Raw genomic sequence first — 24,508 nt, forward strand, 5'->3', positions numbered from 1 at the left:
TTGATCGGTTATTGAAGAACGAAATAATCGTAGCGCATCGACACCGTGACTTCGAACGGCTCAGCCTGCTCGATCACGCTGGCGCGGCGCTCGGCACTGGCGCGCCAGCCGTGGGGCGTCATCGCCAGCAGGTTGGCGCGGTCCTGGCCGTGTTCGAGGACCAGCTTGAATTCCAGGGTTTCGCTGTGCTCCAGCGCCATGCCCGGAGGCACCAGGGCTAGATGCTTGTCATCGGTGTACTCGCGCACTTCGTCGTACAGGCGTTCGCGCAACTCCATCAGGTGGCCGCGGGTGGGGCCAACTTTCATCAGGCCACCACCGGGGCTGAGCAAACGCTTGGCCTCTTGCCAGTCCAGTGGACTGAACACGCTCGCCAGGAACTGGCAGCAGCCGTCCGCCAGCGGCACCCGCGCCATACTGGCGATCAACCAGGTCAGCTGTGGATTGCGTTTGCAGGCGCGCTTGACCGCCTCGCGGGAAATATCCAGGGCATAACCATCGGCATCGGGCAGCGCGTCGGCGATCTGCGCGGTGTAATAGCCCTCGCCACAGCCGATGTCCAGCCAGCGGCCGGGGTTACGCTCAGCCGCCAGTTCGGCCAGGCGGCGGGCGACGGGGGCGTAGTGTCCGGCGTTGAGGAAGTCGCGGCGGGCTTCGACCATCGCCTGGTTGTCGCCGGGGTCGCGGCTGTTCTTGTGTTGCACCGGCAACAGGTTCAGGTAGCCCTGGCGGGCGCGGTCGAACCGATGCCCGGCCGGGCAGGCCACGCCGTTATCCACCGCGTTCAGCGGTTCACTGCAGATCGGACACGCGAGCATCAGGCGAGCAACTTGATCAGCGTCTTGTAGTAGATCTCGGTGAGTACATCGAGATCGGCCGCCAGCACGCGTTCGTTGACCTGGTGAATGGTCGCGTTGACCGGCCCCAGTTCTACCACTTGGGTGCCCATGGTGGCGATGAAACGACCGTCGGATGTGCCGCCGCTGGTGGAGGCCTGGGTTTCGCGACCGGTCACGTCCTTGATGCTCGACGACACGGCGTCCAGCAGCGCGCCCGGTTCGGTGAGGAACGGCAGGCCGGACAGGGCCCAGTCGATGTGCCAGTCCAGTTGATGCTTGTCGAGAATGTCGGCGACACGCTGTTGCAGGCCTTCGACGGTGGACTCGGTGGAGAAGCGGAAGTTGAACACCGCCACCAGGTCACCGGGGATCACGTTGGTCGCGCCGGTGCCGGCGTTGAGGTTGGAGATCTGGAAACTGGTGGGCGGGAAGAAATCGTTGCCATGGTCCCAATGCTCGGCTGCCAGTTCCGCCAGTGCCGGAGCCGCCAGGTGGATCGGGTTCTTCGCCAGGTGCGGATAGGCCACGTGACCTTGCTTGCCGCGCACGGTCAGATTCGCACCGAGGGAGCCGCGACGGCCGTTCTTGACCACGTCGCCCACCAGGGTGGTGCTCGACGGTTCGCCGACGATGCACCAGTCCAGGCGCTCCTGACGGGCCTTGAGGCGCTCGACCACGGCCTTGGTGCCGTGGTGGGCCGGGCCTTCCTCATCACTGGTGATCAGGAACGTGATCGAACCCTTATGCTCCGGGTAGTCGGCGACGAACCGCTCGGCCGCCACCACCATCGCCGCGAGGCTGCCCTTCATGTCGGCCGCGCCACGGCCACAGAGCATGCCCTGGTCGTCGATGACCGCGTCGAACGGATCGAGCTGCCAGGCCTGCACCGGGCCGGTCGGCACCACGTCGGTGTGCCCGGCGAAGCACAGCACCGGACCGTCGTGCTTGCCATGGCTGGCCCAGAAGTTATCCACATCCTCGATGCGCATCGGCTCGAGCTTGAAACCCGCATCGCCCAGGCGCTGCATCATCAGTTTCTGGCAATCGGCATCCACTGGCGTCACGGACGGACGGCGGATCAGGTCGCAGGCGAGTTGCAGGGTCGGCGAGAGGTCGGCGTGGGCCGTCATGGAAACTCCGGGAATATAGTGTGAGCGCAAGGCGAATGCTGAAGCGGGCAGGCTCCCCGCAAAATGGCGGTTATCTTATAGCAAAACGGCAATCGTTGGCCCCAGTGTCTATCGGCTGGAGCACAAAACCTTGTGGGAGATTCTATGGTGCAGGGCTAGCCCCCCTAGATGCATTTTGGTAGGTATTCGCTCTGGTTCTTCAACAGAGCGAATACCACTCGCGCAAGTTTGCGGGCCAGTGCTACCAGTGCTTGGGTTGTGCTAAGTCCTCGAGCCCTTAGGGCCTCATAAAATCCCCTCCACGCCGCGGTGCGGCTCGCCGACATCGCGGCGTTGTGCATCAAGCGACGCGCCTCTGGATCACCTCGTTTAGACAAGCAACGGCGCCCTTTCTTTTTCCCCGAGTCCGCTATGCGCAAATCCAAGCCCAGAAAAGCGATGAAAGCATCGGCATTCCTGAAGTCCCCACGCTGAAACGACGCGATTAAACGAGCACCACTCAACAAGCCGATGCCTTCGACTTTCATGCAACGCTTGAGCTGATGAGCCAAACCGGCTTGTTCCAACTGCGTCTGAATGGTTTTTTCGAGCAGGGTTTCCAGTCTTTGCATAGCGTTTATCTGGCTTTTGAAAGCCGCTTCGAGCAATGGCTCGTTCGCCCAGCTCTGTTTGAGGCTGACACGCGCCTGAACCAGAGCTGCGCGGCGCCGGAAAAGGCTTATAAGTCGGCAATAAAGGGGTGATGGCGGGACCCAAGGGTGCAACAGGTGGCCTTCGTTGTTTAAGTAGCGGGCCAGCAAGCGAGCATCCAGCGCATCTGTTTTCGCGCGAACTTTCACGCCCTTGCGGTAATGACTGAGCTCGTAACCGTCGATTATGTAGATCACACAACCTTGCGCATAGGCCAGATCGGCGAACTCCTGGTGATAGGTATTGGTCGCTTCAATGGCAACATCCACCGGTGCGGGCAATGCCTTGAGCCATTTCTTGATCGCAGCTTTGGTGTTGGGGATTGTTTCGAGCCGGTCAGATTCGGCGTGATAAATCACCAACTCATCCTTGGCGACATCGACACCTACGATTGGCTGGGTGATGGCGATGGGCATTGCCATTGAAAATCCTCCGGGCTAAGGTTTGAACACTTGAAGGGTTCACCCAGAGGCGCAGGCTTGTTCCTATCGTCGGTCTAGGCCAGATGCATTCTTTATCGGCGCTTGGGTGAAAGGAGGAGGGGCGAAATCTCCCACGGTCTGTACTGCGGCTAACAGTCAGAATCGAGCCTTGTCCCTCCTCCTCCCTTCAAGTCCTACCATACAAGCGAGCCTGCTCGCGATGGCGGAGGATCAGTGGCGGTGATATTGACTCAAGCACCGCCATCGCGAGCAGGCTCGCTCCCACAATGGTTTTCCGGTGCCCTATAATGCGCGCCGGTTTTTGGGGTAATGGTCATGAGTACAGAAGATCCACGGTTTGCCGGCATCGCCCGTTTGTATGGCCTCGAAGGCCTGGAGCGCCTGCGGGCGGCCCATGTGGCGATTGTCGGGGTGGGCGGGGTCGGTTCCTGGGCGGCGGAAGCCATTGCCCGGTGTGGCGTGGGCGAGATTTCGCTGTTCGACCTGGACGACGTCTGCGTCAGCAACGCCAACCGTCAATTGCACGCCCTGGACAGTACCGTCGGCAAACCCAAGGTCGAGGTGATGGCTGAGCGCCTGCGCGGGATCAATCCCGATTGCACGGTGCACGCCGTGGCGGATTTCGTCACCCGCGACACCATGGCCGAATACATCACGCCAAACATCGACTGCGTGATCGACTGCATCGACAGCGTCAACGCCAAGGCGGCGCTGATCGCCTGGTGCAAGCGCCGCAAGATCCAGATCATCACCACCGGCGGCGCGGGCGGGCAGATCGACCCGACGCTGATCCAGGTCTGCGACCTGAACCGTACCTTCAATGACCCGCTGGCTTCGAAAGTACGGTCCACCCTGCGCCGCGACTATGGGTTTTCCCGCACCGTGACCCGTCACTACAGCGTGCCCTGCGTATTTTCCACCGAGCAACTGCGCTACCCGAAACCCGACGGCAGCATCTGCTTGCAGAAGAGCTTTGTCGGCGACGGCGTGAAGCTCGACTGCGCCGGCGGGTTTGGCGCGGTGATGATGGTGACGGCGACGTTCGGCATGGTCGCAGCGACCAAGGCTGTGGATAAGATCGTGGCGGGTGTGCGGCGACCGGCGGACAGGCTAAAGAGCGGGCAGTAACAGCTTTTGTGGCGAGGGGATTTATCCCCGCTGGGCTGCGAAGCGGCCCCTTACAGCTGTGAGCTTGATCCTCTTGGCATACCGGGTTGCCCGGTTTGGGGGCCGCTTCGCAGCCCAACGGGGATAAATCCCCTCGCCACAATCATTGCACCAGTTGGCGCATCCGCTGTAACACCGCATTCAAGCCATTGCTGCGCGATGGCGACAGCTGTCGCGACAACCCCAACTGATTGAACCACCCCGGCAAATCCACCTGCTGCAACTCTTCGGCCGACAATCCATTGACCCGCGCCAGCAACAGCGCCACGGGCAGTACCAGCTTTTGTGGCGAGGGGATTTATCCCCGCTGGGCTGCGAAGCGGCCCCTTACAGCTGTGAGCTCAATCCTCTTGGCATACCGGGTTGCCCGGTTTGGGGGCCGCTTCGCAGCCCAACGGGGATAAATCCCCTCGCCACAATCATTGCACCAGTTGGCGCATCCGCTGCAACACCGCATTCAAGCCATTGCTGCGCGATGGCGACAGCTGTCGCGACAACCCCAACTGATTGAACCATTCCGGCAAATCCACCTGCTGCAACTCTTCGGCCGACAATCCATTGACCCGCGCCAGCAACAGCGCCATGGGCAGTAACAGCTTTTGTGGCGAGGGGATTTATCCCCGCTGGGCTGCGAAGCGGCCCCTTACAGCTGTGAGCTCAATCCACTTGGCATACCGGGTTGCCCGGTTTGGGGCCGCTTCGCAGCCCAACGGGGATAAATCCCCTCGCCACAATCATTGCACCAGTTGGCGCATCCGCTGCAACACCGCATTCAAGCCATTGCTGCGCGACGGCGACAGCTGTCGCGACAACCCCAACTGATTGAACCATTCCGGCAAATCCACCTGCTGCAACTCTTCGGCCGACAATCCATTGACCCGCGCCAGCAACAGCGCCACCAACCCGCGAATCAATCGCGCATCGCTGCCGGCAGCAAACTGCCAGTGTCCGTCCTGCAATTGGCCCACCAGCCATACCTGGCTTTCACAGCCATTCACCAGGTTGGCGTCGCATTTGTCTGCCTCGCTCAAGGGCGGCAGGCGTTCGCCCCATTGCATCAGCAGTCGGACGCGTTGTTCCCAGCCTGAGGCGTCTTGGAAAATGTGCAGCGCCGTGGCGGCATCGGCCGGCAGGTTCATCGCAGCATCTCCAGGGCCTGGTCGAGGGCTTCGAAGAAACGCTCGATATCGGCGGAGTCGTTGTACAACGCCAGCGACACCCGGATCGCGCCCGATAACTGCAAATGTTTGAACAGCGGCATGGCGCAGTGATGTCCAGCGCGCACGGCAACGCCTTGTTCGGTCAGCAGATGGGCCAAGTCGGCGTTGTGCACGCCGTCTACCATGAAACTGACCAGCGCCAGCCGTGGATTGCCCACCAGGCGTACGCCGTTGCGCGCCAGCAGGCCGTGGAGCAGGTAGTCGTGCAGGGCTGCTTCATGGTCCGCCAGCGCTTGTGCGTCGAGGCCGGACAAGTAATCCAGGGTCGCCCCCAGGCCGATCACGCTGGCGATCGGCGGAGTGCCTGCTTCGAAACCCAGGGGCGCCGGGCGGAACGTGGCGCTGTGGTAGTCAGCCTGCTGCACCATTTCGCCGCCGAACTGCCAATGACGCAGGTTGTGGAGCGCTTCGTTGCGGCCGAACAGCACGCCCAGCCCTTCGGGCCCGTAGAGCTTGTGGCTGGAAAATACATAGAAATCGCAGCCCAGGGCCTGCACGTCATGGCGGCCGTGGACCACACCCTGGGCGCCGTCGATGACGGTCAAGGCGCCCTGGGCCTTGGCCAGTGCCAATAGCGTCGGCAAGGGTTGCCAGGTGCCAAGAACGTTGGACAGTTGGCTCACCGCCAGCAAGCGCGTACGCGGGCCAATCAGGTTGGTGGCGGCATCCAGGTCGATCACCCCGTGGGTGTCGAGGGGCAACACCACCAGCGTCAACGAGCGGCGCTCGGCCAGTTGCTGCCAGGGCAGCAGGTTGGCGTGGTGCTCCAGGGCGCTGATGACGATTTCATCGCCTGGATTGAGCAGGTGTTCCAACCCGTAGGCCAGGAGATTCAGTGCCGACGTGGCGCCGTGGGTAAACACGATCTGCCCGCATTCCCCCGCATTGAGCCATTGCGACACCTTGAGGCGACTGTTTTCGAACGCCTGGGTGGCATGGGCACCGGGCAGGTGTTGCGCACGGTGCACGTTGGCCGCGCCGTTGGCGTAGTAATGCGCCAGGGCGTCCAGCAGGGCTTGGGGTTTTTGCGTGGTGGCGGCGTTGTCCAGGTAGGTCTGGCCTTGCCGTTGCAGGGCGGCGATGGCCGGGAAATCGGCACGCCAGGGGGATGGAATCAACATGCTTTCGGGCCCTGCTGGAGTGAAGCTGGACCCTGTGGAAGCGGGCCCTGTGGGAGCCGAGCTTGCTCGCGATGGCAGCAACACGGTTTAACTGCAAGACCGTGTCATCGTTCATCGCGAGCCAGCTCGGCTCCCATAAAAGCGGGCTCCCACAGGTGACGGTGAAGCGGCTTAGTTATGCGCGTGCAGTGCTTCGTTCAGCTCGATGGCCGACTTGTGGGTCTTGCATTCCACCGCGCCGGTTTCGGAGTTGCGGCGGAACAGCAGGTCGGGCTGGCCAGCCAGGTCGCGAGCCTTGACCACCTTGACCAACTGGTTGTTTTCATCCAGCAACGCCACTTTGGTACCGGCGGTCACGTACAGGCCCGATTCCACGGTGTTGCGGTCGCCCAATGGAATACCGATACCGGCGTTGGCGCCGATCAGGCAGCCTTCGCCGACCTTGATCACGATGTTGCCGCCACCCGACAGGGTGCCCATGGTGGAGCAACCGCCGCCCAGGTCCGAGCCCTTGCCGACGAACACGCCAGCCGACACACGGCCTTCGATCATGCCCGGGCCTTCGGTGCCGGCGTTGAAGTTGACGAAACCTTCGTGCATCACGGTGGTGCCTTCGCCCACGTAGGCGCCCAGGCGGATCCGTGCGGCATCGGCGATACGCACGCCCGCCGGAACCACGTAGTCAGTCATTTTCGGGAACTTGTCCACCGAGAACACTTCCAGCAGCTCGCCGCGCAGACGGGCTTCGAGCTGGTGCTCGGCCAGTTCGCCCAGGTCGATCGCGCCCTGGCTGGTCCAGGCCACGTTCGGCAGCAGCGGGAAAATGCCGGCCAGGTTCAGGCCATGGGGCTTGGCCAGGCGATGGGACAGCAGGTGCAGCTTGAGGTAGGCCTCGGGGGTGGAGCTCAGTTGCGCATCTTCAGCCAGCAGGGTGGCGACCAGCGGCTTGTGGCTTTCGGCCAGGCGGGTCAGCAACGCGGCTTGTGCGGCATCGACACCCTTGAGGGCCTCAGCCAGTTGCGAGGCCTGGGCGGTGGTGAAGGTGATGGCCTGGTTGCCTTCGCTGTAGCCCAGGATCGGCGCGATGGCCTTGACGATGTCGGCCGACGGGTTGAGCAGTGGCTGTGCGTAGAACACTTCCAGCCAGGCGCCTTGACGGTTTTGGGTGCCGACGCCGAAGGCCAGGCTGAACAGAGTAGTGGACATGAACATTACCTCAACAAAATGGACTGGGCAGGCTTACTTGATTTCTGCCGCATAGATATCTGGCTTGAAGCCAATCAGGGTTCGGTCACCGAGATCGAGCACCGGGCGCTTGATCATCGAGGGTTGAGCAAGCATCAGTTCGATGGCTTTCGACTGGTCGAGATCGGCTTTGCGTTCGTCGTCGAGCTTGCGAAAGGTCGTACCAGCACGGTTCAACACCACTTGCCAGCCATGCTCGTCGCACCATTGGGTCAGGTGCTCACGGTCGATGCCGGCGGTCTTGTAGTCGTGAAAGTCGTAGCGCACAGCATGCTCATCGAGCCAGGTGCGCGCCTTTTTCATGGTGTCACAGGCTTTGATGCCGAAAAGGTGCAACGTTTTGCTTGAATCGGTCAAGGAACTGCCCCCTTTGCAGGTGCCGGAAATAAAAGGTGAAGGATTATGCCATGACCGGACGGTTTCGGCTGCGGCCTTCCAAATGCCATTTAAGGTTTGGTGAAGGTGTTGCACAGGAAGTGCGGTCTGACAGACGCACCGAAGTTTCCGACAAGTTTTTAAGGTTGTCCGTCGGAAGCGAGGGCTCTAGCCTCTGGGTGTCGCTGCCAATTCAGCGACCGGACGTGAGAATCCGATTTCCCCTAGTAGGCGTGCAGGCGCCGACCATATAAAGTGCAGGCGCTTTTCGTCTGGGCATTATGTTATGGCGGCTGTGCGCGGGCATGCTTCGGCATGGCCGGGCTTCTAGGACTCGGATTCTCACCCCGCGTACGGCTGCCACCCTCCGGTCCGTGAGAAGACTTGGTGGCGGCTCCATATTTCCTAGGAGCAATGACATGACCAAAGAAACGCCGAATCCTCCAAAACCAGCCTCCACCTTCCCCTACGGCGACTACGCCCCCGAAAAGCTGCAAGAAGCTGCTGATCGTGCGCTGGATCATTACCTCAAGCCTGACGACAGCGAGTCAGCCCCTGAATCCTCGACGCAGTTGTTCATTGTGGCGGACAGTGTCGACACCGAAACTCTGCTAGCCAACCTCAGCGAAACCCTGGCCTCGGCCAATGCCATGCTGAGTGATCTGGCTTTCGATCTGGCCGGTTCGCGGCGGCATGTGGCGTTGGGGGTGGTGCAGATGATCGAGTTGGGGGCACTGCTGGCGGACAAGGCTTTGGACCGGGTAGAGGTTCGGGTCTGATGCAATAGGTGCCGGCCTCATCGCGAGCAGGCTCGCTCCCACAGTGGATTAATATCTTTCAACAAACGTGTGATCGACACTGGACCCTGTGGGAGCGAGCCTGCTCGCGAAAGCGGTGGGTCAGCTTGCGATGTTGTCGACTGTGCCGCCGTCATCGCGAGCAAGCCCGCTCCCACAACAGCCATCAACCCCGACGCTGGATGAACGCCCGGATCCGTTCCGCCGCTTCCACGCACTCGGCCAGCGGTGCAACCAGGGCCATGCGCACGCGGCCGGCGCCCGGGTTGACGCCACCGACTTCGCGGGACAGGTAGGAGCCCGGCACCACGGTCACATGTTCCTGTTCGAACAGGTCCCGGCAGAAGGCTGCGTCGTCGCCCGCCACGTTTGGCCACAGGTAGAAGCTGCCATCGGGGCGTTGCACGTCCAGCACCGGGCTGAGGATCTCCAGTACGGCGTCGAACTTCTCCCGGTACAGCGTCCGGTTGGCTCGTACGTGTTCTTCGTCGTTCCACGCGGCGATGCTCGCCAGTTGGGTCTGCACCGGCATCGCGCAGCCGTGATAGGTGCGATACAGCAGGAAACCCTTGAGGATGTCCGCATCGCCGGCCACGAAACCGGAGCGAAGGCCGGGCAGGTTGGAACGCTTGGACAGGCTGTGGAACACCACGCAGCGCTTGAAATCCTGGCGACCGAGTTCGACGCAGGCGCTGAGCAGGCCTGGCGGCGGGGTTTGTTCGTCGAAGTACAGTTCGCTGTAGCACTCGTCCGCGGCGATCACGAAGTCGTGCTCGTCGGCCAGGGCGATGAGTTTCTTCAGCACGTCCACCGGAATCAGGGCACCGGTCGGGTTGCCAGGGGAGCAGAGGAACAGGATCTGGCAGCGTTTCCAGATGTCCGGCGAGACGGCGTCGAAATCCGGGTTGAAGCCGTTCTCGTCCAGGCACGGCAGGTAGTGCGGCTTGGCCCCGGCCAGGAACGCGGCGCCTTCATAGATCTGATAGAAGGGGTTCGGGCTGACCACCAGCGCATCGTCGCCACGGTTGACCACGGTCTGGGTAAAGGCGAACAGCGCTTCCCGGGTGCCATTGACTGGCAGCACATGACGCGCCGGGTCAAGCCAGCCGTTCGGCACGCTGAAGCGTCGCTCGCACCAGCCGGCGATGGCTTCGCGCAGGGCTGGAATGCCCAGGGTGGTTGGATAAACGGCCATCTGATCCAGGTTGGCGGCCAGGGCCTCGGCGACGAAGCTGGGTGAGCGGTGCTTGGGTTCACCGATGGACAGGGCGATCGGCCGCTTGTCCGGGTTGGGCGTGACGCTGCCCAGCAGGGCGCGAAGCTTTTCGAACGGGTAGGGCTGCAACTGGTTCAGGGCGTTGTTCATCGGGGGCCTCGTTCAAGGTGGGGCGCTGTCCCTGTGGGAGCGGGCTTGCTCGCGAAAGCGGTGTGTCAGTTGATGGTCAGTTGACTGACACACCGCTTTCGCGAGCAAGCCCGCTCCCACAGGGGACATATATTGGTTCAGATGTTGATGCGTGTCAGGTTGGCATCGGGTTCCTGGTTGACGCTCAAATGCTGGACGATCGCGTCCTGCAGGCGACTGCACAGCAGAGGATCGGACAGCGGCTGGTTATAGGCGTCGGTGATGAAGAAGACGTCTTCCACCCGCTCGCCAAGGGTGGCGATCTTGGCGTTCTGCAACGATAAGTCGAACTCCAGGAAAATATGGCCGATCCGCGCCAGCAGGCCGGGACGGTCCGGGGCGCTGAGCTCCAGCACCGTGATCTGGCGCTGGGCATCGTTGTGGATCGTCACCTGCGGGGCGAACGCGAAGTGCTTGAGCTGGCGTGGCACCCGCCGCTGGATGATGGTCGGGTAGTCCGCCGGGTTGCGCAGGGCACTGGTGAGGCCGTCGCGAATCTGCTTGACCCGCGTCGGGTTGTCGCCAATCGAATCGCCGTCGGTGTCGAGCACGATATAGGTGTCGAGGGTGAACTGGCTGCTGGACGTGATGATCCGCGCATCGTGGATGTTGAGGTTGAGCTGGTCCATCGCGGCCACGGTCACGGCAAAGAAATCGTGTTGGTCCGGCGCGTAGATGAAGATCTGCGTGCCGCCTTCGAACTCGCGCTGCGTGGTTTCCTTGATCAACACCAACGGCCCGCCATCGGCCGGCTGCTGCAGGATCGCGTCGCTGTGCCAGGCCACGTCGCCGGCGGTGTGGCGCAGGAAGTAATCGTCGCCCAGTTGCGACCAGAGCTGCTCGACGTCGTCCGGGTCGGTACCACCGCGCACCAGGATATCCAGGGCCGCGCTTTGGGTGCGACGGATCTGCTCTTCGCGGTCCACCGGGTTTTCCAGGCCACGGCGCAGGGCCCGCTTGGTCTCGGTGTACAGCTGGCGCAACAGGCTGGCGCGCCAGGAGTTCCACAGGGTCGGGTTGGTGGCGTTGATGTCGGCCACGGTCAGCACGTAGAGGTAGTCCAGGCGCGTTTCATCAACGACGATCTGAGCGAAGTCGTGGATCACCTGCGGATCGGACAGGTCCTTGCGCTGGGCGGTGGTCGACATCACCAGGTGATTCTGCACCAGCCAGACGATCAGACGGCTGTCCCAGACGGGCAACTGGTGCCGCTGGCAAAACGCTTCGGCATCCACCGCGCCGACTTCCGAGTGGTCGCCCTGGCGACCCTTGCCAATGTCGTGGTACAGACCGGCCATATAAATCAGTTCAGGCTTGGGCAGCTTGCCCATGAGCTTGCTGGCCAGCGGGAATTTCTCCGAGACCTGGGTGTACTGCAGCTTACGCAGATGCTTGATCAGGTTCAGGGTGTGGGCATCGACGGTATAGATGTGGAACAGGTCATGCTGCATCTGCCCGACGATAAAGCCGAACTCCGGCAGGTAGCGCCCCAGGATCCCGTAGCGATTCATGCGTCGCAGGTTGCGGTGCACGCCGATCTTGCACTTGAACAGCTCGATGAACAGGCTGGTGTTGCGGATGTCATGGCGGAAGTCGTCGTCGATCAGGTGACGGTTTTCCCGCAGCAGGCGAATGGTATCGGCGCGTACTCCCTTGATTTCCGGCTGCTGGGCCATCAGCACGAAGATTTCGAGCATGGCGAAGGGAGTGCGACGGAACACGTTGGCATTGCGTGCTTCGATGTACCCGTCATGCAGCTGGAACCGGGAGTTGATCGGCTGCGGCGGCGCGGTGTCTTCCGGTGCGAGGATGACTTCCTCGAAATGCTGGATGATCAGTTCGCTGAGCTGGGCGATGCTCATCACCACTCGGTAGTACTGCTGCATGAAGTTTTCAATGGCCTGCTTGGCATCCTGGCCTTCGAAGCCCAGCAGGCCCGCGATGGAGCGCTGGTGGTCGAACAGCAAGCGGTCTTCGGAACGCCCGGCGAGCATGTGCAGGGCGTAGCGGACCTTCCACAGGAACTCCTGTGATGAAGCCAGCAAGGCGTTTTCGCTCTCCACCAGGAAGCCTTCGCCGGCCAGGTTGCGCAGGTTCAGCGTGCCGTACTGGCGGCGGGCGACCCAGAGGATCGTCTGGATGTCCCGCAGCCCGCCGGGCGAGCCTTTGACGTTGGGTTCCAGGTTGTATTCGGTATCGTTGTATTTGTGGTGGCGGGCTTTCTGCTCGGCGCGCTTGGCCAGGAAGAAATCCTTGCTCGGCCACATGTGCGCGGTGCTGGTCACTTCGAGCATGCGCTGGCGCAGCTGCTCGGGGCCGGCGATGGTGCGACTTTCCATCAGGTTGGTCACCACCGTCAGGTCGGCGCGGGCCTCATCGGCGCACTCCTGCACCGAGCGCACGCTCTGGCCGACTTCCAGGCCGATGTCCCACAGCAGCGTCAGGAAACGCTCGATGGAATCGCGAAAGATCTCGTGATCGGCGCTGTCCAGCAGGATCAGCAGGTCGATGTCGGAGTAGGGGTGCAGTTCCCCACGCCCGTAGCCACCCACCGCCACCAGGGCGATGTCGGCATCCAGGCTCCAGTCGAACTGCTCCCAGGCCTTCTGCAGGATGTTGTCGACGAACCAGGCGCGGTCCTCGATCAGCCGGCGGATATCCCGGCCATCGCGAAAGCGCTGGTCGAGTACTTCGTGGGCCTGGCGGATCGCCTTCTTGAAGGCCGAGATGGGACTTGCCTTCAGGGCCAGTTCAGCCTGGAACTGGCCACGGTCGAAGAGTTCGGGATCCACCTGCGGCATCGAATGGCTTTCCTTTCTATCTATAGCTGTGCGCGGTATCTGGCTCAGGCGGAAACGCGAGGGATGGTGTCGTCGCTGCGCAGGGTGAAGATTTCGTACCCGGTCTCGGTCACCAGCAGGGTGTGCTCCCATTGGGCCGACAGCTTGCGGTCCTTGGTAATGGCGGTCCAGCCGTCGCCCAGGACCTTGGTGTCGGCGCGCCCCTGGTTGATCATCGGCTCGATGGTGAAAGTCATGCCCGCCTGGAGCTCCATGCCGGTGCCGGCACGGCCGTAGTGCAGGATCTGCGGTTCTTCGTGGAAGACCTTGCCAATGCCGTGGCCGCAGAATTCACGCACCACCGAAAAGCCGTTCTTCTGCGCGTGCTTCTGGATCACTTCGCCGATGTCTCCCAGGCGGCAACCTGGCTTTACCAGTTCAATGGCCATGTACATGCACTCCTGGGTGACTTTCGACAGGCGCTGGGCCCACTCCGGCACGTTGCCGACGTGGAACATGCGGCTGGTGTCGCCGTGATAGCCATCCTTGATCACGGTAACGTCGATGTTCAGCGTGTCGCCATCCTTCAACGGCTTCTCGTTGGGAATGCCGTGGCAGACCACGTGGTTGATCGAGGTACAGATCGACTTCGGGAAGCCCTTGTAGTTGAGCGGTGCCGGAATGGCTTTCTGCTCGTTGACGATGAAGTCATGGCAGATGCGGTCCAGCTCCTCGGTGGTCACGCCCGGCTTGACGTAATCGGCGATCATTTCCAGCACTTCGGCGGCAAGTTTGCCGGCGACGCGCATTTTTGCGATGTCCTCGGGTGTCTTGAGGGTGACGGTCATACAGGCTCTCTTTGCGCCCGGCGGCGCTGTTCGACACGAAATGGGCGGCGGATGATGACCAGCACGGCCCTGAGAGAGGCGATTCTAACAGACGAACAGTACAAAGAACTCCCCAGCCCGAACTCAGTGGCGAGAGGAAGCAGGTGGGAGTAAAGCTTGCTCGCGATCCAGGCGACTCGATTTCTGAAGGGCCGCATAGGCTTCATCGCGGGCAAGCCTTGCTCCCGCAATCCCCTCAATACGGGGTTTTCAGAATCCGGGTTCCGTTTTCGCCCTTGCTGTGGTATAAAATGCGCCGCTTTCCGGGGATGACCCCGTGAGCTTAAATCCACACACGTGTCGACACGATGACCTGGGTGCCTTCGGCTTCTATAGCCGCTGGTTGGTCATTGGGATACGTGGAGGCCAAACCCGACTTATCAAGGAACTATCATGTCCCAAGTCAACATGCGCGATATGCTGAAGGCCGGTGTGCACTTCGGTCACCAGACCCGTTACTGGAACCCGAAAATGGGCAAGTACATTTTCGGCGCGCGTAACAAGATCCACATCATCAACCTTGAAAAAACCCTGCCGATGTTCAACGAAGCACTGACCTTCGTAGAGCGCCTGGCCCAGGGCAAAAACAAGATTCTGTTCGTCGGCACCAAGCGTTCCGCTGGCAAGATCGTTGCTGAAGAAGCAGCACGTTGCGGTTCGCCGTACGTCGATCACCGCTGGTTGGGCGGCATGCTGACCAACTTCAAGACCATCCGCGCTTCCATCAAGCGTCTGCGTGATCTTGAAGTCCAGTCCGAAGACGGCACTTTCGCCAAGCTGACCAAGAAAGAAGCGCTGATGCGCACTCGCGATCTTGAGAAGCTGGACCGCTCCCTGGGCGGTATCAAGGACATGGGCGGTCTGCCTGACGCACTGTTCGTGATCGACGTTGACCACGAGCGCATCGCGATCACCGAAGCCAACAAGCTGGGTATTCCGGTCATCGGCGTTGTCGATACCAACAGCAGCCCGGAAGGCGTTGACTACATCATCCCAGGCAACGATGACGCCATCCGCGCCATCCAGCTGTACATGGGTTCGATGGCTGACGCTGTTATCCGTGGTCGCAACAACGTTCAAGGCGGCACCGAAGTCTTCGCTGAAGAAGCTCCGGCAGCAGCCGCTGAGTAATTGACGCCCTGGCGTTGACTCAGTAAGCAAAAAGGGGGCTTGGCCCCCTTTTTGCCACCTCGAAAACCATTTGTCGCCAGCGCAGGTGCCTGTTTGTTATCTGTCGCGGTCCATAAACATTGGTTTTCAGGAAGAATTGATCGCCCGTTCGATCGGGTGGAATGGTTGAAAACCTATCCAAGAGGATTTTGAAATGGCAGAGATTACTGCAGCGTTGGTCAAAGAACTGCGCGAGCGTACCGGCGAAGGCATGATGGACTGCAAGAAAGCCTTGACCAAGGCTGGCGGCGACATCGAGAAAGCCATTGATGACATGCGCGCTTCGGGCGCCATCAAGGCTGCCAAGAAGGCTGGCAACGTTGCCGCTGAAGGCGCCATCGCCATCAAGGACGACGGCAAGGCCGCCGTTCTGCTGGAAGTGAACTCCCAGACCGACTTCCTGGCTCTGCAGGACGACTTCAAGGCATTCGTCGCTGCCAGCGTCGACAAGGCCTTCGCTGACAAACTGACCGACGCAGCTCCGCTGATCGAAGCTCAGGAACAAGCGCGTCTGGTACTGGTTGGCAAGACCGGCGAGAACGTCAACATCCGTCGTCTGGTTCGCGTTGAAGGTGACGTGGTCGGTACTTACCTGCACGGCAACAAGATCGGCGTGGCTGTTGTCCTCAAGGGCGGCGACACCGAGCTGGCGAAAGACATCGCCATGCACGTTGCAGCGACCAACCCTGAGTTCCTGCTGCCTTCGGACGTTTCGGCTGAAGCGATCGAGCGCGAAAAAGGCGTTTTCCTGCAACTGAACGAAGAGAAGCTCAAGGGCAAGCCTGCCGACATCGCCGAGAAGATGGTGGCCGGTCGTATCTCCAAGTTCCTGGCCGAAGCCAGCCTGGTCGAGCAGGCGTTCGTCAAGAACCCTGAAGTCAAGGTCGGTGAGCTGGCGAAGAAAGCCGGTGCTGAAATCGTTTCCTTCACCTACTTCAAAGTAGGCGATGGCATCGAGAAGCCGGTCGACAACTTCGCTGAAGAAGTTGCCGCCCAGGTAGCTGCTGCCAGCAAGCAATAAGACAGGTTTTACAACTGTCGCCCAGAAGAGGCTGCCCGCTCACGCGCGCAGCCTCTTTTCGGATGAGGATGCCGATTTTTATTGGTTTCCTGTCGGAACTGGCTTACAAAGCCGTGTTCCGATGGCGCTGTGTCAGCGTCAAGCTAGGCTTTGAACGAAAAGTCGTCGAGCGGCACTTTTCGTTCAAAGCCTGGAGTGAATGCAGGCTGCAAACAGTCTGCCAAGAATTTTCGTAAATACGCCGCAGGAGAGATTCGCAATGGCTCAGCAGGGCAGTGGTTATCAGGCTCGCTATAAACGCATTCTACTCAAGCTTAGCGGCGAGGCCCTGATGGGCTCGGAAGAGTTCGGGATCGATCCGAAAGTGCTGGACCGCATGGCCCTCGAAGTGGGTCAGTTGGTCGGGATCGGCGTTCAGGTCGGCCTGGTCATCGGCGGCGGCAACCTGTTCCGTGGTGCAGCGCTGAGCGCGGCCGGCATGGATCGGGTCACGGGCGACCACATGGGCATGCTGGCCACTGTGATGAACGCCCTGGCTATGCGCGACGCCTTGGAGCGTGCCAATATCTCGGCCATCGTGATGTCGGCCATTTCCATGGTTGGCGTGACCGATCACTATGATCGCCGCAAAGCCATGCGCCACCTCAACGCCAAGGAAGTGGTGATTTTTGCCGCTGGTACCGGTAATCCGTTCTTCACCACGGATTCGGCGGCGTGCCTGCGAGCGATCGAAATCGATGCCGATGTCGTGCTCAAGGCAACCAAGGTCGATGGTGTCTACACCGCCGACCCGTTCAAGGACCCGCATGCCGAGAAGTTCGATCATCTGACCTACGATGAAGTGCTGGATCGCAAGCTGGGGGTCATGGACCTGACGGCCATCTGTCTGTGCCGCGACCACAAGATGCCGCTGCGCGTCTTCAACATGAACAAGCCCGGTGCCCTGTTGAATATCGTACACGGCGGCGCCGAAGGAACCCTGATCGAGGAAGTTCAACAATGATCAACGAAATCAAGAAAGACGCCCAAGCGCGTATGCAGAAGTCCCTGGAGTCCCTGAGTCACGCGTTTGGCCAGATTCGTACCGGCAAGGCGCACCCGAGCATCCTGGGTAGCGTGATGGTTCCTTACTATGGCACCGACACGCCTATCAGCGGCGTTGCCAACATCACCGTGAAGGATTCGCGGACCCTGCAAGTCGTGGCCTTTGAGCGCAACATGCTCGCGGCAGTCGACAAGGCGATCCAGAGCGCCGGCCTGAACCTCAACCCGACCAACCTGGGCGAGTTGTTGCTGATCTCCATGCCTGCCCTGACCGAAGAAACCCGCAAAGGCTTTACCAAGCAGGCGCGCAGCGCGGCCGAGGATGCTCGGGTTGCCGTGCGCAACATCCGCCGCGATGCCCTGGGCGAGCTGAAGAAGCTGGTCAAGGACAAGGAAATCAGCGAAGACGAAGAGCGTCGCGCGGCGGCCGATATCCAGAAGCTGACCGACAAGGCAGAGGCTGATATTGATGCGGCCACCAAGCAAAAAGAAGCGGATCTGATGGCCGTATAAGGGTCTCGTTTTCATGGATAAGACCAAGCAGGCCGCGTCGTTCGCGGTGCCGCGCCACGTAGCGATCATCATGGACGGCAATAACCGCTGGGCCAAGAAGCGCTTCATGCCCGGTGTCGCCGGGCATAAGGCGGGGGTCGATGCGGTTCGCGCGGTCATCGAAGTGTGCGCCGAGGCTGGCGTCGAGGTGCTGACCCTGTTCGCGTTCTCCAGCGAAAACTGGCAGCGTCCGGCCGACGAAGTCAGCGCCTTGATGGAGTTGTTTCTCAAGGCCTTGCGTCGTGAGGCCAAGCGCCTCAACGAGAACAGCATCAGCCTGCGCATCATCGGTGATCGCTCGCGTTTTCATCCGGAACTGCAGGCTGCGATGCGCGAGGCCGAGTCCGCGACGGCCGGCGCCGACCGGTTTGTCCTGCAGATCGCCGCCAACTACGGCGGTCAGTGGGACATTGCCCAGGCAGCCCAGCGGCTGGCGCGGGAAGTCCAGGCCGGGCACTTGCGGCCGGAAGACATCACGCCTGAACTGCTGCAGACCTGTCTGGCCACGGGCGACCTGCCCTTGCCGGACCTGTGCATCCGCACCGGTGGTGAACATCGCATCAGTAATTTTCTCCTTTGGCAGCTGGCTTACGCCGAGCTGTACTTCTCCGACCTGTTCTGGCCGGACTTCAAACACGAAGCCATGCGCGTTGCGCTGGCTGATTTCGCTTCCCGTCAGCGTCGTTTCGGTAAAACGAGCGAGCAGATCGAAGCTGGAGCCCGGGTTTAATGCTCAAACAACGAATCATCACTGCGCTGATCCTATTGCCCATCGCCCTGTGCGGGTTCTTCCTGCTTGACGGTGCGGGCTTCGCCCTGTTCATCGGGCTGGTCGTGACACTGGGGGCGTGGGAGTGGGCGCGGCTGGCCGGCTTTGCCGCGCAGTCGGCCCGTGTGACCTACGCCGCCGTCGTGGCGGCCATGCTGTTCGTCATGTATGTGGTGCCCGGTATTGCGCCTTGGGTGTTGGGCGCCTCGGTGCTTTGGTGGGCAGCGGCAACCTTCCTGGTGTTGACCTACCCCCGCACGACCCATCATTGGGCCAATGCCGCGACCAAACTGATGATCGGCCTGTTGATCCTGCTGCCGGCCTGGCAAGGGCTCATCTGGATCAAGCAAGGCGCGCTGGGTAACTGGCAGATCATGGCTGTGATGGTGCTGGTCTGGGGGGCCGACGTCGGGGCCTACTTCTCCGGCAAGGCATTCGGCAAGCGCAAGCTCGCGCCTAAAGTCAGCCCCGGCAAGAGCTGGGAAGGGGTCTACGGTGGCCTGGCGCTGAGCCTGGTGATCACGACGATCGTCGGGGTCATGCGGGAATGGACGGCCGGACAGCTGCTGATAGGTCTGTTTGGCGCCGCCCTGATTGTCTTCGTCTCGGTGGTCGGTGACCTGACCGAAAGCATGTTCAAGCGCCAGTCCGGGATCAAGGACAGCAGCAACCTGCTGCCTGGCCACGGCGGCGTGCTGGATCGTATCGACAGTCTGACCGCTGCTGTCCCGATCTTCGCTGTGCTGCTGTGGATGGCGGCGTCGTGAGCCGCCCCCAGCAGATCACTGTCCTGGGGGCTACCGGTTCGATCGGCCTGAGTACGCTGGACGTCATCGGCCGGCACCCGGAGCGCTACCAGGTGTTCGCTCTCAGTGGCTTCACGCGCCTGAGCGAGCTGCTGGCGTTGTGCATTCGTCACACCCCGCGGTTTGCCGTGGTGCCCGAGGCCGGCGTGGCACGGGCGCTGCAGGATGACCTGCATGCGGCTGGCCTGTCGACCCGCGTGCTGGTAGGCGAGGAGGGCCTGTGCGAAGTGGCCTCCGATCCCGAGGTCGATGCGGTGATGGCGGCGATTGTCGGTGCTGCGGGGCTGCGCCCGACGCTGGCTGCGGTGGAGGCCGGCAAGAAGATCCTGTTGGCCAACAAGGAAGCGCTGGTCATGTCCGGCGCGTTGTTCATGCAGGCTGTGGGCAAAAGTGGTTCGGTGCTGCTGCCGATCGACAGTGAGCACAATGCGATTTTTCAATGTATGCCGCGGGATTTCTCTCGTGGCCTGGGTGCGGTGGGTGTCCGGCGGATCTTGCTGACAGCCTCCGGCGGTCCGTTCCGACAGACACCGCTGACAGAATTGGAGCATGTTTCACCCGAGCAGGCCTGTGCTCATCCGAACTGGTCCATGGGGCGCAAGATTTCCGTGGATTCGGCCAGCATGATGAACAAGGGCCTTGAGCTGATCGAGGCTTGCTGGCTTTTCGATGCCAGGCCGTCCCAGGTCGAGGTGGTGATTCATCCGCAGAGCGTGATTCACTCGCTGGTGGACTATGTTGACGGTTCAGTGCTGGCCCAATTGGGCAACCCGGACATGCGCACGCCCATCGCCAGCGCGCTGGCCTGGCCGGATCGAATCGATTCGGGTGTGGCGCCGCTGGACCTGTTTGCCGTCGCCCGCCTGGATTTCCAGGCCCCCGATGAGCAACGCTTCCCTTGCCTGCGCCTGGCGCGGCAAGCGGCCGAGGCGGGCAACAGTGCCCCGGCCATGTTGAACGCCGCCAATGAGGTGGCGGTGGCCGCGTTTCTTGATGGACGTGTCCGTTACCTCGAGATCGCGAGTATCATCGAGGAAGTCTTGAATCTCGAGGCCGTGGTTTCCCTCGATGATCTCGAAGCGGTGTTCACCGTGGATGCCCGGGCCCGCGAGCTGGCGGGTCAGTGGTTGAGGCGCCACGGGCGTTGAGGCTGCGGTACGTTAGCCGGGGCTGCCCTGGACAGGATTGCGGAGAAAACAGATGAGCGCGCTCTATATGATTGTCGGCACCCTGGTGGCATTGGGTGTGCTGGTCACTTTTCACGAATTCGGTCATTTCTGGGTCGCCCGTCGCTGTGGCGTGAAGGTCCTGCGTTTTTCCGTCGGCTTCGGCATGCCCCTGCTGCGCTGGCATGACAAGAAGGGCACCGAATTCGTCGTGGCCGCCATACCGCTGGGCGGTTACGTGAAGATGCTCGACGAGCGTGAAGGCGAAGTGCCTGCCGATCAGCTCGATCAATCCTTCAATCGCAAGACTGTCCGGCAGCGTATCGCCATCGTGGCGGCGGGGCCGATCGCCAATTTCCTGCTGGCCATGGTGTTCTTCTGGGCGCTGGCCATATTGGGAAGCGAGCAGGTGCGTCCCGTCATTGGCGCGGTGGAGGCCGGCAGCGTTGCGGCCCGGGCCGGGCTGAGCGCAGGTCAGGAAATCGTTGCCATCGACGGCGAGCCGACTTCCGGCTGGGCTGCCGTCAATCTGCAACTCGTGCGTCGCCTGGGCGAAAGCGGCTCGTTGCAATTGATGGTGCGCGAGCAGGGCTCGACAACGGATTCTCCGCGGGAGCTGGCGCTGGATAATTGGCTCAAGGGGGCCGACGAGCCGGATCCGATCCGTTCCCTGGGCATCCGCCCCTGGCGTCCGGCGCTGGCGCCGGTGCTGGCCGAGCTCGATCCGAAGGGGCCGGCCCAGGCTGCCGGGCTCAAGATCGGTGATCGACTGTTGGCCCTTGATGGTCAATCGGTCAATGACTGGCAGCAGGTGGTCGACGCGGTTCGTGTACGTCCTGATACCAAAATTGTGCTGCGCGTCGAGCGCGACGGTGCTTCAATCGACGTCCCGGTGAGCCTGGCCGCCCGCGGCGAGAGCAAGACGCCGGCAGGTTACCTGGGGGCGGGCGTCAAGGCTGTCGACTGGCCGCCGGAGATGATCCGCGAGGTCAGCTTCGGCCCGGTTGCGGCGATTGGCGAGGGTGCGCGTCGTACCTGGACCATGAGTGTCCTGACCCTCGACTCACTGAAGAAAATGTTGTTCGGCGAGCTCTCGGTAAAAAACTTGAGTGGACCGATAACCATTGCTAAAGTGGCGGGCGCTTCTGCCCAGTCGGGCGTTGCTGATTTCCTGAATTTCCTTGCTTATCTGAGCATTAGCCTGGGGGTTCTGAATTTGCTGCCCATTCCGGTACTGGATGGGGGGCATCTGCTGTTCTATCTGATCGAGTGGGCGCGTGGTCGTCCCTTGTCGGATCGGGTTCAAGGTTGGGGGATACAGATCGGTATCAGCTTGGTGGTCGGGGTGATGTTGCTTGCCTTGGTCAACGATCTGGGTCGTCTGTAACGCGTCGCTGAATTGCGAATCTGCCGCATTTTGCGGCAGTTTGTTTATTGCCAGTTGGAATAAGAAAGGACTTCATGAAACGTCTGCTGCTAACCGCGGTGTTTACCGTGTTGATGATCGCCGAAGTTCACGCCGAGTCCTTCACTATCTCTGATATTCGTGTCAACGGCCTCCAGCGGGTTTCCGCGGGTAGCGTCTTTGGTGCCTTGCCGTTGAACGTCGGCGAGCAGGCGGATGATCGGCGCCTGGTGGAGTCCACTCGTGCGCTGTTCAAGACCGGTTTCTTTCAGGATATCCAGCTGGGCCGTGACGGTAACGTCCTGGTCATCACGGTCGTCGAGCGGCCGTCAGTCGCCAGCATCGAGATCGAGGGCAACAAGGCGATCTCCACCGAAGACCTGATGAAAGGCCTCAAGCAGTCCGGCCTGGCCGAAGGCGAGATCTTCCAGCGCGCAACCCTCGAAGGCGTGCGTAACGAGCTGCAGCGCCAGTACGTCGCCCAGGGTCGCTATTCGGCCACCGTCGACACCGAAGTGGTGCCGCAGCCGCGCAACCGTGTCGGCCTCAAGGTCAACATCAACGAAGGCACCGTGGCGGCCATCCAGCACATCAACGTGGTGGGCAACACGGTTTTCCCCGATGAAGACCTGATCGACCTGTTCGAACTCAAGACCACCAACTGGCTGTCGTTCTTCAAGAACGATGACAAGTACGCCCGTGAAAAACTCTCCGGTGACCTGGAGCGCCTGCGTTCCTACTACCTGGATCGCGGCTACATCAACATGGACATCGCTTCGACCCAGGTGTCCATTACCCCGGACAAGAAGCACGTCTACATCACCGTCAACGTCAACGAAGGCGAGAAGTACACGGTTCGCGACGTCAAGCTCAGCGGTGACCTGAAGGTGCCTGAAGACCAGGTCAAGTCGCTGCTGCTGGTACAGAAAGGCCAGGTGTTCTCGCGCAAGCTGATGACCACCACGTCCGAGCTGATCACCCGTCGCCTGGGTAACGAAGGCTATACCTTCGCCAACGTCAACGGCGTGCCGCAGCCACACGATGAAGACCATACCGTCGACATCACCTTCGCCGTGGACCCGGGCAAGCGTGCCTATGTCAACCGCATCAACTTCCGTGGCAACACCAAGTCCGAGGACGAGGTGCTGCGTCGTGAAATGCGTCAGATGGAAGGTGGCTGGGCTTCGACCTACCTGATCGACCAGTCCAAGACCCGTCTGGAGCGCCTGGGCTTCTTCAAGGAAGTCAACGTCGAGACCCCGGCGGTACCGGGCGTCGATGACCAGGTCGATGTGAACTACAGCGTCGAAGAGCAGGCTTCCGGCTCGATCACCGCCAGTGTCGGTTTTGCCCAGAGCGCCGGCCTGATCCTCGGTGGTTCGATCACCCAGAACAACTTCCTGGGTACCGGTAACAAGGTCAGCGTCGGCCTGACCCGTAGCGAATACCAGACCCGCTACAACTTCGGTTTCGTGGACCCCTACTGGACTGCCGACGGTGTGAGCCTGGGCTACAACGCCTTCTATCGCACCACCGACTATGACGAGCTCGACTCCGATATCTCCAGCTATGCGGTGGACAGCTACGGTGTCGGCGCCAACATCGGCTATCCGATCAGCGAGACCTCGCGCCTGACGTTCGGTCTGACTGCCCAGCAGGACAAGATCAACACCGGTAAATACACCGTCGACGAGATCTTCGATTTCGTTAACAAGGAAGGCGACAGCTACCTGAACTTCAAGGCGTCCGCCGGCTGGTCCGAATCGACCCTGAACAAGGGCGTGCTGGCGACGCGTGGTCATTCCCAGAGCCTTGTCCTGGAAACGACGACCCCTGGCAGTGACCTGTCGTTCTTCAAACTCGATTATCGCGGCCAGCTGTTCCAGCCGCTGACTGACAACTACACCATGCGCCTGCATACCGAACTGGGCTATGGTGATGGCTACGGTTCGACCGACGGCTTGCCGTTCTACGAGAACTACTACGCAGGTGGTTTCAACTCGGTCCGTGGTTTCAAGGACAGTACCCTGGGACCACGCAGTACTCCGAGCCGGGGCACCAACCCGGGTACCATCCGCGACCCGGACCAGGATCCCCTGCCATTCGGTGGCAACGTACTCATCCAGGGTGGTCTCGAGGTTCTGTTCCCGATGCCGTTCGTCAAGGACCAACGTTCGCTGCGGACCTCGGTCTTCTGGGACGTGGGTAACGTCTTCGACTCCAAGTGCAGCGACACCACCAACTCTAACGGCACCAAGTCCAACACTCAGTGCAATGACATCAGCCTCAGCAACATGGCCAGTTCCGTTGGTGTAGGCGTGACGTGGGTGACCGCACTCGGTCCTTTGAGCTTCGCATTGGCGATGCCGATCAAGAAACCGGATGACGCTGAAACCCAAGTGTTCCAATTCTCCCTCGGCCAGACGTTCTAAGCGTCTGACCCAAGATAACGACAATGGATTTTGTAGGAGTACAT

The 24,508-nt window shown here is 61.2% G+C and carries 21 protein-coding genes and 2 pseudogenes; 11 read left to right on the top strand and 12 right to left on the bottom strand.

From position 1 onward, the window contains the following. Window positions 1-8: 8 nt before the first annotated feature. The 3 genes from LOY35_RS05785 to LOY35_RS05795 form a co-directional block, all read right to left on the bottom strand. Window positions 9-818 (bottom strand): putative RNA methyltransferase, encoded by an 810-nt coding sequence (locus LOY35_RS05785; protein WP_258631333.1) that lies wholly within the window; start codon window positions 816-818, stop codon window positions 9-11. Next, window positions 818-1,969: a succinyl-diaminopimelate desuccinylase gene (gene dapE / locus LOY35_RS05790; RefSeq protein WP_258631334.1), complete on the bottom strand. Its 1,152-nt coding sequence runs from the start codon at window positions 1,967-1,969 to the stop codon at window positions 818-820. The genes LOY35_RS05785 and dapE overlap by 1 nt, the downstream gene beginning before the upstream one ends. A gap of 164 nt (window positions 1,970-2,133) precedes the next feature. Continuing rightward, on the bottom strand, window positions 2,134-3,081 hold the full coding sequence (locus LOY35_RS05795) for an IS110 family transposase (RefSeq protein WP_258631335.1): 948 nt from the start codon (window positions 3,079-3,081) through the stop codon (window positions 2,134-2,136). A 336-nt stretch (window positions 3,082-3,417) separates the two neighbouring features. On the opposite strand from LOY35_RS05795, the gene tcdA reads away from it, so the two are divergent. Continuing rightward, a complete protein-coding gene (tcdA, locus tag LOY35_RS05800; protein WP_024779001.1) occupies window positions 3,418-4,230 on the top strand; it encodes a tRNA cyclic N6-threonylcarbamoyladenosine(37) synthase TcdA in 813 nt (270 codons plus the stop codon). 142 nt (window positions 4,231-4,372) lie between these two features. On the opposite strand, the pseudogene LOY35_RS05805 reads toward tcdA, so the two are convergent. The 6 genes and pseudogenes from LOY35_RS05805 to LOY35_RS05830 all read right to left on the bottom strand — a co-directional run. After that, window positions 4,373-4,537, bottom strand: a pseudogene (locus tag LOY35_RS05805) (SufE family protein); the annotation flags it as partial. Window positions 4,538-4,688: 151 nt separating this feature from the next. Next, window positions 4,689-4,853, bottom strand: a pseudogene (locus LOY35_RS05810) (SufE family protein); the annotation flags it as partial. 150 nt (window positions 4,854-5,003) lie between these two features. After that, window positions 5,004-5,408, bottom strand: a complete 405-nt coding sequence (locus LOY35_RS05815) for a SufE family protein (RefSeq protein WP_258631337.1) — start codon at window positions 5,406-5,408, stop codon at window positions 5,004-5,006. Further along, window positions 5,405-6,610, bottom strand: coding sequence for an aminotransferase class V-fold PLP-dependent enzyme (locus LOY35_RS05820; RefSeq protein WP_258631340.1), 1,206 nt, complete (start codon window positions 6,608-6,610; stop codon window positions 5,405-5,407). The genes LOY35_RS05815 and LOY35_RS05820 overlap by 4 nt, the downstream gene beginning before the upstream one ends. Window positions 6,611-6,781: 171 nt before the next feature. Next, window positions 6,782-7,816 carry a 2,3,4,5-tetrahydropyridine-2,6-dicarboxylate N-succinyltransferase gene (gene dapD, locus LOY35_RS05825; RefSeq protein WP_258631341.1) on the bottom strand — a complete coding sequence of 345 codons (1,035 nt, stop codon included), beginning with the start codon at window positions 7,814-7,816 and terminating at the stop codon, window positions 6,782-6,784. Window positions 7,817-7,849: 33 nt separating this feature from the next. Further along, complete coding sequence (locus LOY35_RS05830; RefSeq protein ID WP_258631343.1) at window positions 7,850-8,212, bottom strand: ArsC family reductase; 363 nt, start codon at window positions 8,210-8,212, stop codon at window positions 7,850-7,852. A 437-nt stretch (window positions 8,213-8,649) separates the two neighbouring features. Here LOY35_RS05830 and LOY35_RS05835 point away from each other — a divergent pair, with 437 nt between their 5' ends. Next, window positions 8,650-9,009 (top strand): DUF6124 family protein, encoded by a 360-nt coding sequence (locus LOY35_RS05835; RefSeq protein ID WP_258631345.1) that lies wholly within the window; start codon window positions 8,650-8,652, stop codon window positions 9,007-9,009. A 184-nt stretch (window positions 9,010-9,193) separates the two neighbouring features. Here the strand turns inward: LOY35_RS05835 and dapC are convergent, their stop codons facing one another. The 3 genes from dapC to map form a co-directional block, all read right to left on the bottom strand. Next, a complete protein-coding gene (dapC, locus tag LOY35_RS05840; protein WP_258631347.1) occupies window positions 9,194-10,393 on the bottom strand; it encodes a succinyldiaminopimelate transaminase in 1,200 nt (399 codons plus the stop codon). Between the two features lie 137 nt (window positions 10,394-10,530). Beyond that, entirely contained in the window at window positions 10,531-13,233 is a 2,703-nt protein-coding gene (locus LOY35_RS05845; RefSeq protein WP_258631349.1) for a [protein-PII] uridylyltransferase, read from the bottom strand. Window positions 13,234-13,277: 44 nt separating this feature from the next. After that, window positions 13,278-14,060 (bottom strand): type I methionyl aminopeptidase, encoded by a 783-nt coding sequence (gene map, locus LOY35_RS05850; protein ID WP_258631351.1) that lies wholly within the window; start codon window positions 14,058-14,060, stop codon window positions 13,278-13,280. Between the two features lie 432 nt (window positions 14,061-14,492). On the opposite strand from map, the gene rpsB reads away from it, so the two are divergent. The 9 genes from rpsB (at window position 14,493) to bamA (ending at window position 24,464) form a co-directional block, all read left to right on the top strand. Further along, the gene (rpsB, locus tag LOY35_RS05855; RefSeq protein ID WP_033034560.1) at window positions 14,493-15,230 is read left to right on the top strand and encodes a 30S ribosomal protein S2; all 738 of its coding nucleotides are present in this window, start codon (window positions 14,493-14,495) and stop codon (window positions 15,228-15,230) included. A gap of 193 nt (window positions 15,231-15,423) precedes the next feature. Then, window positions 15,424-16,290: a translation elongation factor Ts gene (gene tsf / locus LOY35_RS05860; protein ID WP_258631353.1), complete on the top strand. Its 867-nt coding sequence runs from the start codon at window positions 15,424-15,426 to the stop codon at window positions 16,288-16,290. 259 nt (window positions 16,291-16,549) lie between these two features. Beyond that, window positions 16,550-17,293: a UMP kinase gene (gene pyrH / locus LOY35_RS05865; RefSeq protein ID WP_024779012.1), complete on the top strand. Its 744-nt coding sequence runs from the start codon at window positions 16,550-16,552 to the stop codon at window positions 17,291-17,293. Beyond that, complete coding sequence (gene frr / locus LOY35_RS05870) at window positions 17,290-17,847, top strand: ribosome recycling factor (RefSeq protein ID WP_139647352.1); 558 nt, start codon at window positions 17,290-17,292, stop codon at window positions 17,845-17,847. The genes pyrH and frr overlap by 4 nt, the downstream gene beginning before the upstream one ends. 13 nt (window positions 17,848-17,860) lie before the next feature. Beyond that, window positions 17,861-18,616 (top strand): polyprenyl diphosphate synthase, encoded by a 756-nt coding sequence (gene uppS / locus LOY35_RS05875; protein ID WP_258631356.1) that lies wholly within the window; start codon window positions 17,861-17,863, stop codon window positions 18,614-18,616. Beyond that, complete coding sequence (locus tag LOY35_RS05880; protein ID WP_258631358.1) at window positions 18,616-19,422, top strand: phosphatidate cytidylyltransferase; 807 nt, start codon at window positions 18,616-18,618, stop codon at window positions 19,420-19,422. Before uppS ends, LOY35_RS05880 begins: the two co-directional genes overlap by 1 nt. After that, window positions 19,419-20,609 (top strand): 1-deoxy-D-xylulose-5-phosphate reductoisomerase, encoded by a 1,191-nt coding sequence (ispC, locus tag LOY35_RS05885; RefSeq protein WP_258631360.1) that lies wholly within the window; start codon window positions 19,419-19,421, stop codon window positions 20,607-20,609. Before LOY35_RS05880 ends, ispC begins: the two co-directional genes overlap by 4 nt. A 52-nt stretch (window positions 20,610-20,661) precedes the next feature. Then, a complete protein-coding gene (gene rseP / locus LOY35_RS05890) occupies window positions 20,662-22,014 on the top strand; it encodes a sigma E protease regulator RseP (protein WP_258631361.1) in 1,353 nt (450 codons plus the stop codon). A gap of 74 nt (window positions 22,015-22,088) precedes the next feature. Then, window positions 22,089-24,464, top strand: a complete 2,376-nt coding sequence (bamA, locus tag LOY35_RS05895; RefSeq protein ID WP_258631363.1) for an outer membrane protein assembly factor BamA — start codon at window positions 22,089-22,091, stop codon at window positions 24,462-24,464. Window positions 24,465-24,508: the final 44 nt, after the last annotated feature.

It is taken from the genome of Pseudomonas sp. B21-028, from assembly GCF_024749045.1.
Taxonomy (GTDB): Bacteria; Pseudomonadota; Gammaproteobacteria; order Pseudomonadales; family Pseudomonadaceae; genus Aquipseudomonas.

Bases quoted from the DNA above. Each gene is read 5' to 3' on its own strand.
- LOY35_RS05785 (WP_258631333.1), bottom strand. From the start codon at position 818: ATGCTCGCGTGTCCGATCTGCAGTGAACCGCTGAACGCGGTGGATAAC.
- dapE (WP_258631334.1), bottom strand. From the start codon at position 1,969: ATGACGGCCCACGCCGACCTCTCGCCGACCCTGCAACTCGCCTGCGAC.
- LOY35_RS05795 (WP_258631335.1), bottom strand. From the start codon at position 3,081: ATGGCAATGCCCATCGCCATCACCCAGCCAATCGTAGGTGTCGATGTC.
- tcdA (WP_024779001.1), top strand. From the start codon at position 3,418: ATGAGTACAGAAGATCCACGGTTTGCCGGCATCGCCCGTTTGTATGGC.
- LOY35_RS05815 (WP_258631337.1), bottom strand. From the start codon at position 5,408: ATGAACCTGCCGGCCGATGCCGCCACGGCGCTGCACATTTTCCAAGAC.
- LOY35_RS05820 (WP_258631340.1), bottom strand. From the start codon at position 6,610: ATGTTGATTCCATCCCCCTGGCGTGCCGATTTCCCGGCCATCGCCGCC.
- dapD (WP_258631341.1), bottom strand. From the start codon at position 7,816: ATGTCCACTACTCTGTTCAGCCTGGCCTTCGGCGTCGGCACCCAAAAC.
- LOY35_RS05835 (WP_258631345.1), top strand. From the start codon at position 8,650: ATGACCAAAGAAACGCCGAATCCTCCAAAACCAGCCTCCACCTTCCCC.
- dapC (WP_258631347.1), bottom strand. From the start codon at position 10,393: ATGAACAACGCCCTGAACCAGTTGCAGCCCTACCCGTTCGAAAAGCTT.
- LOY35_RS05845 (WP_258631349.1), bottom strand. From the start codon at position 13,233: ATGCCGCAGGTGGATCCCGAACTCTTCGACCGTGGCCAGTTCCAGGCT.
- map (WP_258631351.1), bottom strand. From the start codon at position 14,060: ATGACCGTCACCCTCAAGACACCCGAGGACATCGCAAAAATGCGCGTC.
- rpsB (WP_033034560.1), top strand. From the start codon at position 14,493: ATGTCCCAAGTCAACATGCGCGATATGCTGAAGGCCGGTGTGCACTTC.
- tsf (WP_258631353.1), top strand. From the start codon at position 15,424: ATGGCAGAGATTACTGCAGCGTTGGTCAAAGAACTGCGCGAGCGTACC.
- pyrH (WP_024779012.1), top strand. From the start codon at position 16,550: ATGGCTCAGCAGGGCAGTGGTTATCAGGCTCGCTATAAACGCATTCTA.
- frr (WP_139647352.1), top strand. From the start codon at position 17,290: ATGATCAACGAAATCAAGAAAGACGCCCAAGCGCGTATGCAGAAGTCC.
- uppS (WP_258631356.1), top strand. From the start codon at position 17,861: ATGGATAAGACCAAGCAGGCCGCGTCGTTCGCGGTGCCGCGCCACGTA.
- LOY35_RS05880 (WP_258631358.1), top strand. From the start codon at position 18,616: ATGCTCAAACAACGAATCATCACTGCGCTGATCCTATTGCCCATCGCC.
- rseP (WP_258631361.1), top strand. From the start codon at position 20,662: ATGAGCGCGCTCTATATGATTGTCGGCACCCTGGTGGCATTGGGTGTG.
- bamA (WP_258631363.1), top strand. From the start codon at position 22,089: ATGAAACGTCTGCTGCTAACCGCGGTGTTTACCGTGTTGATGATCGCC.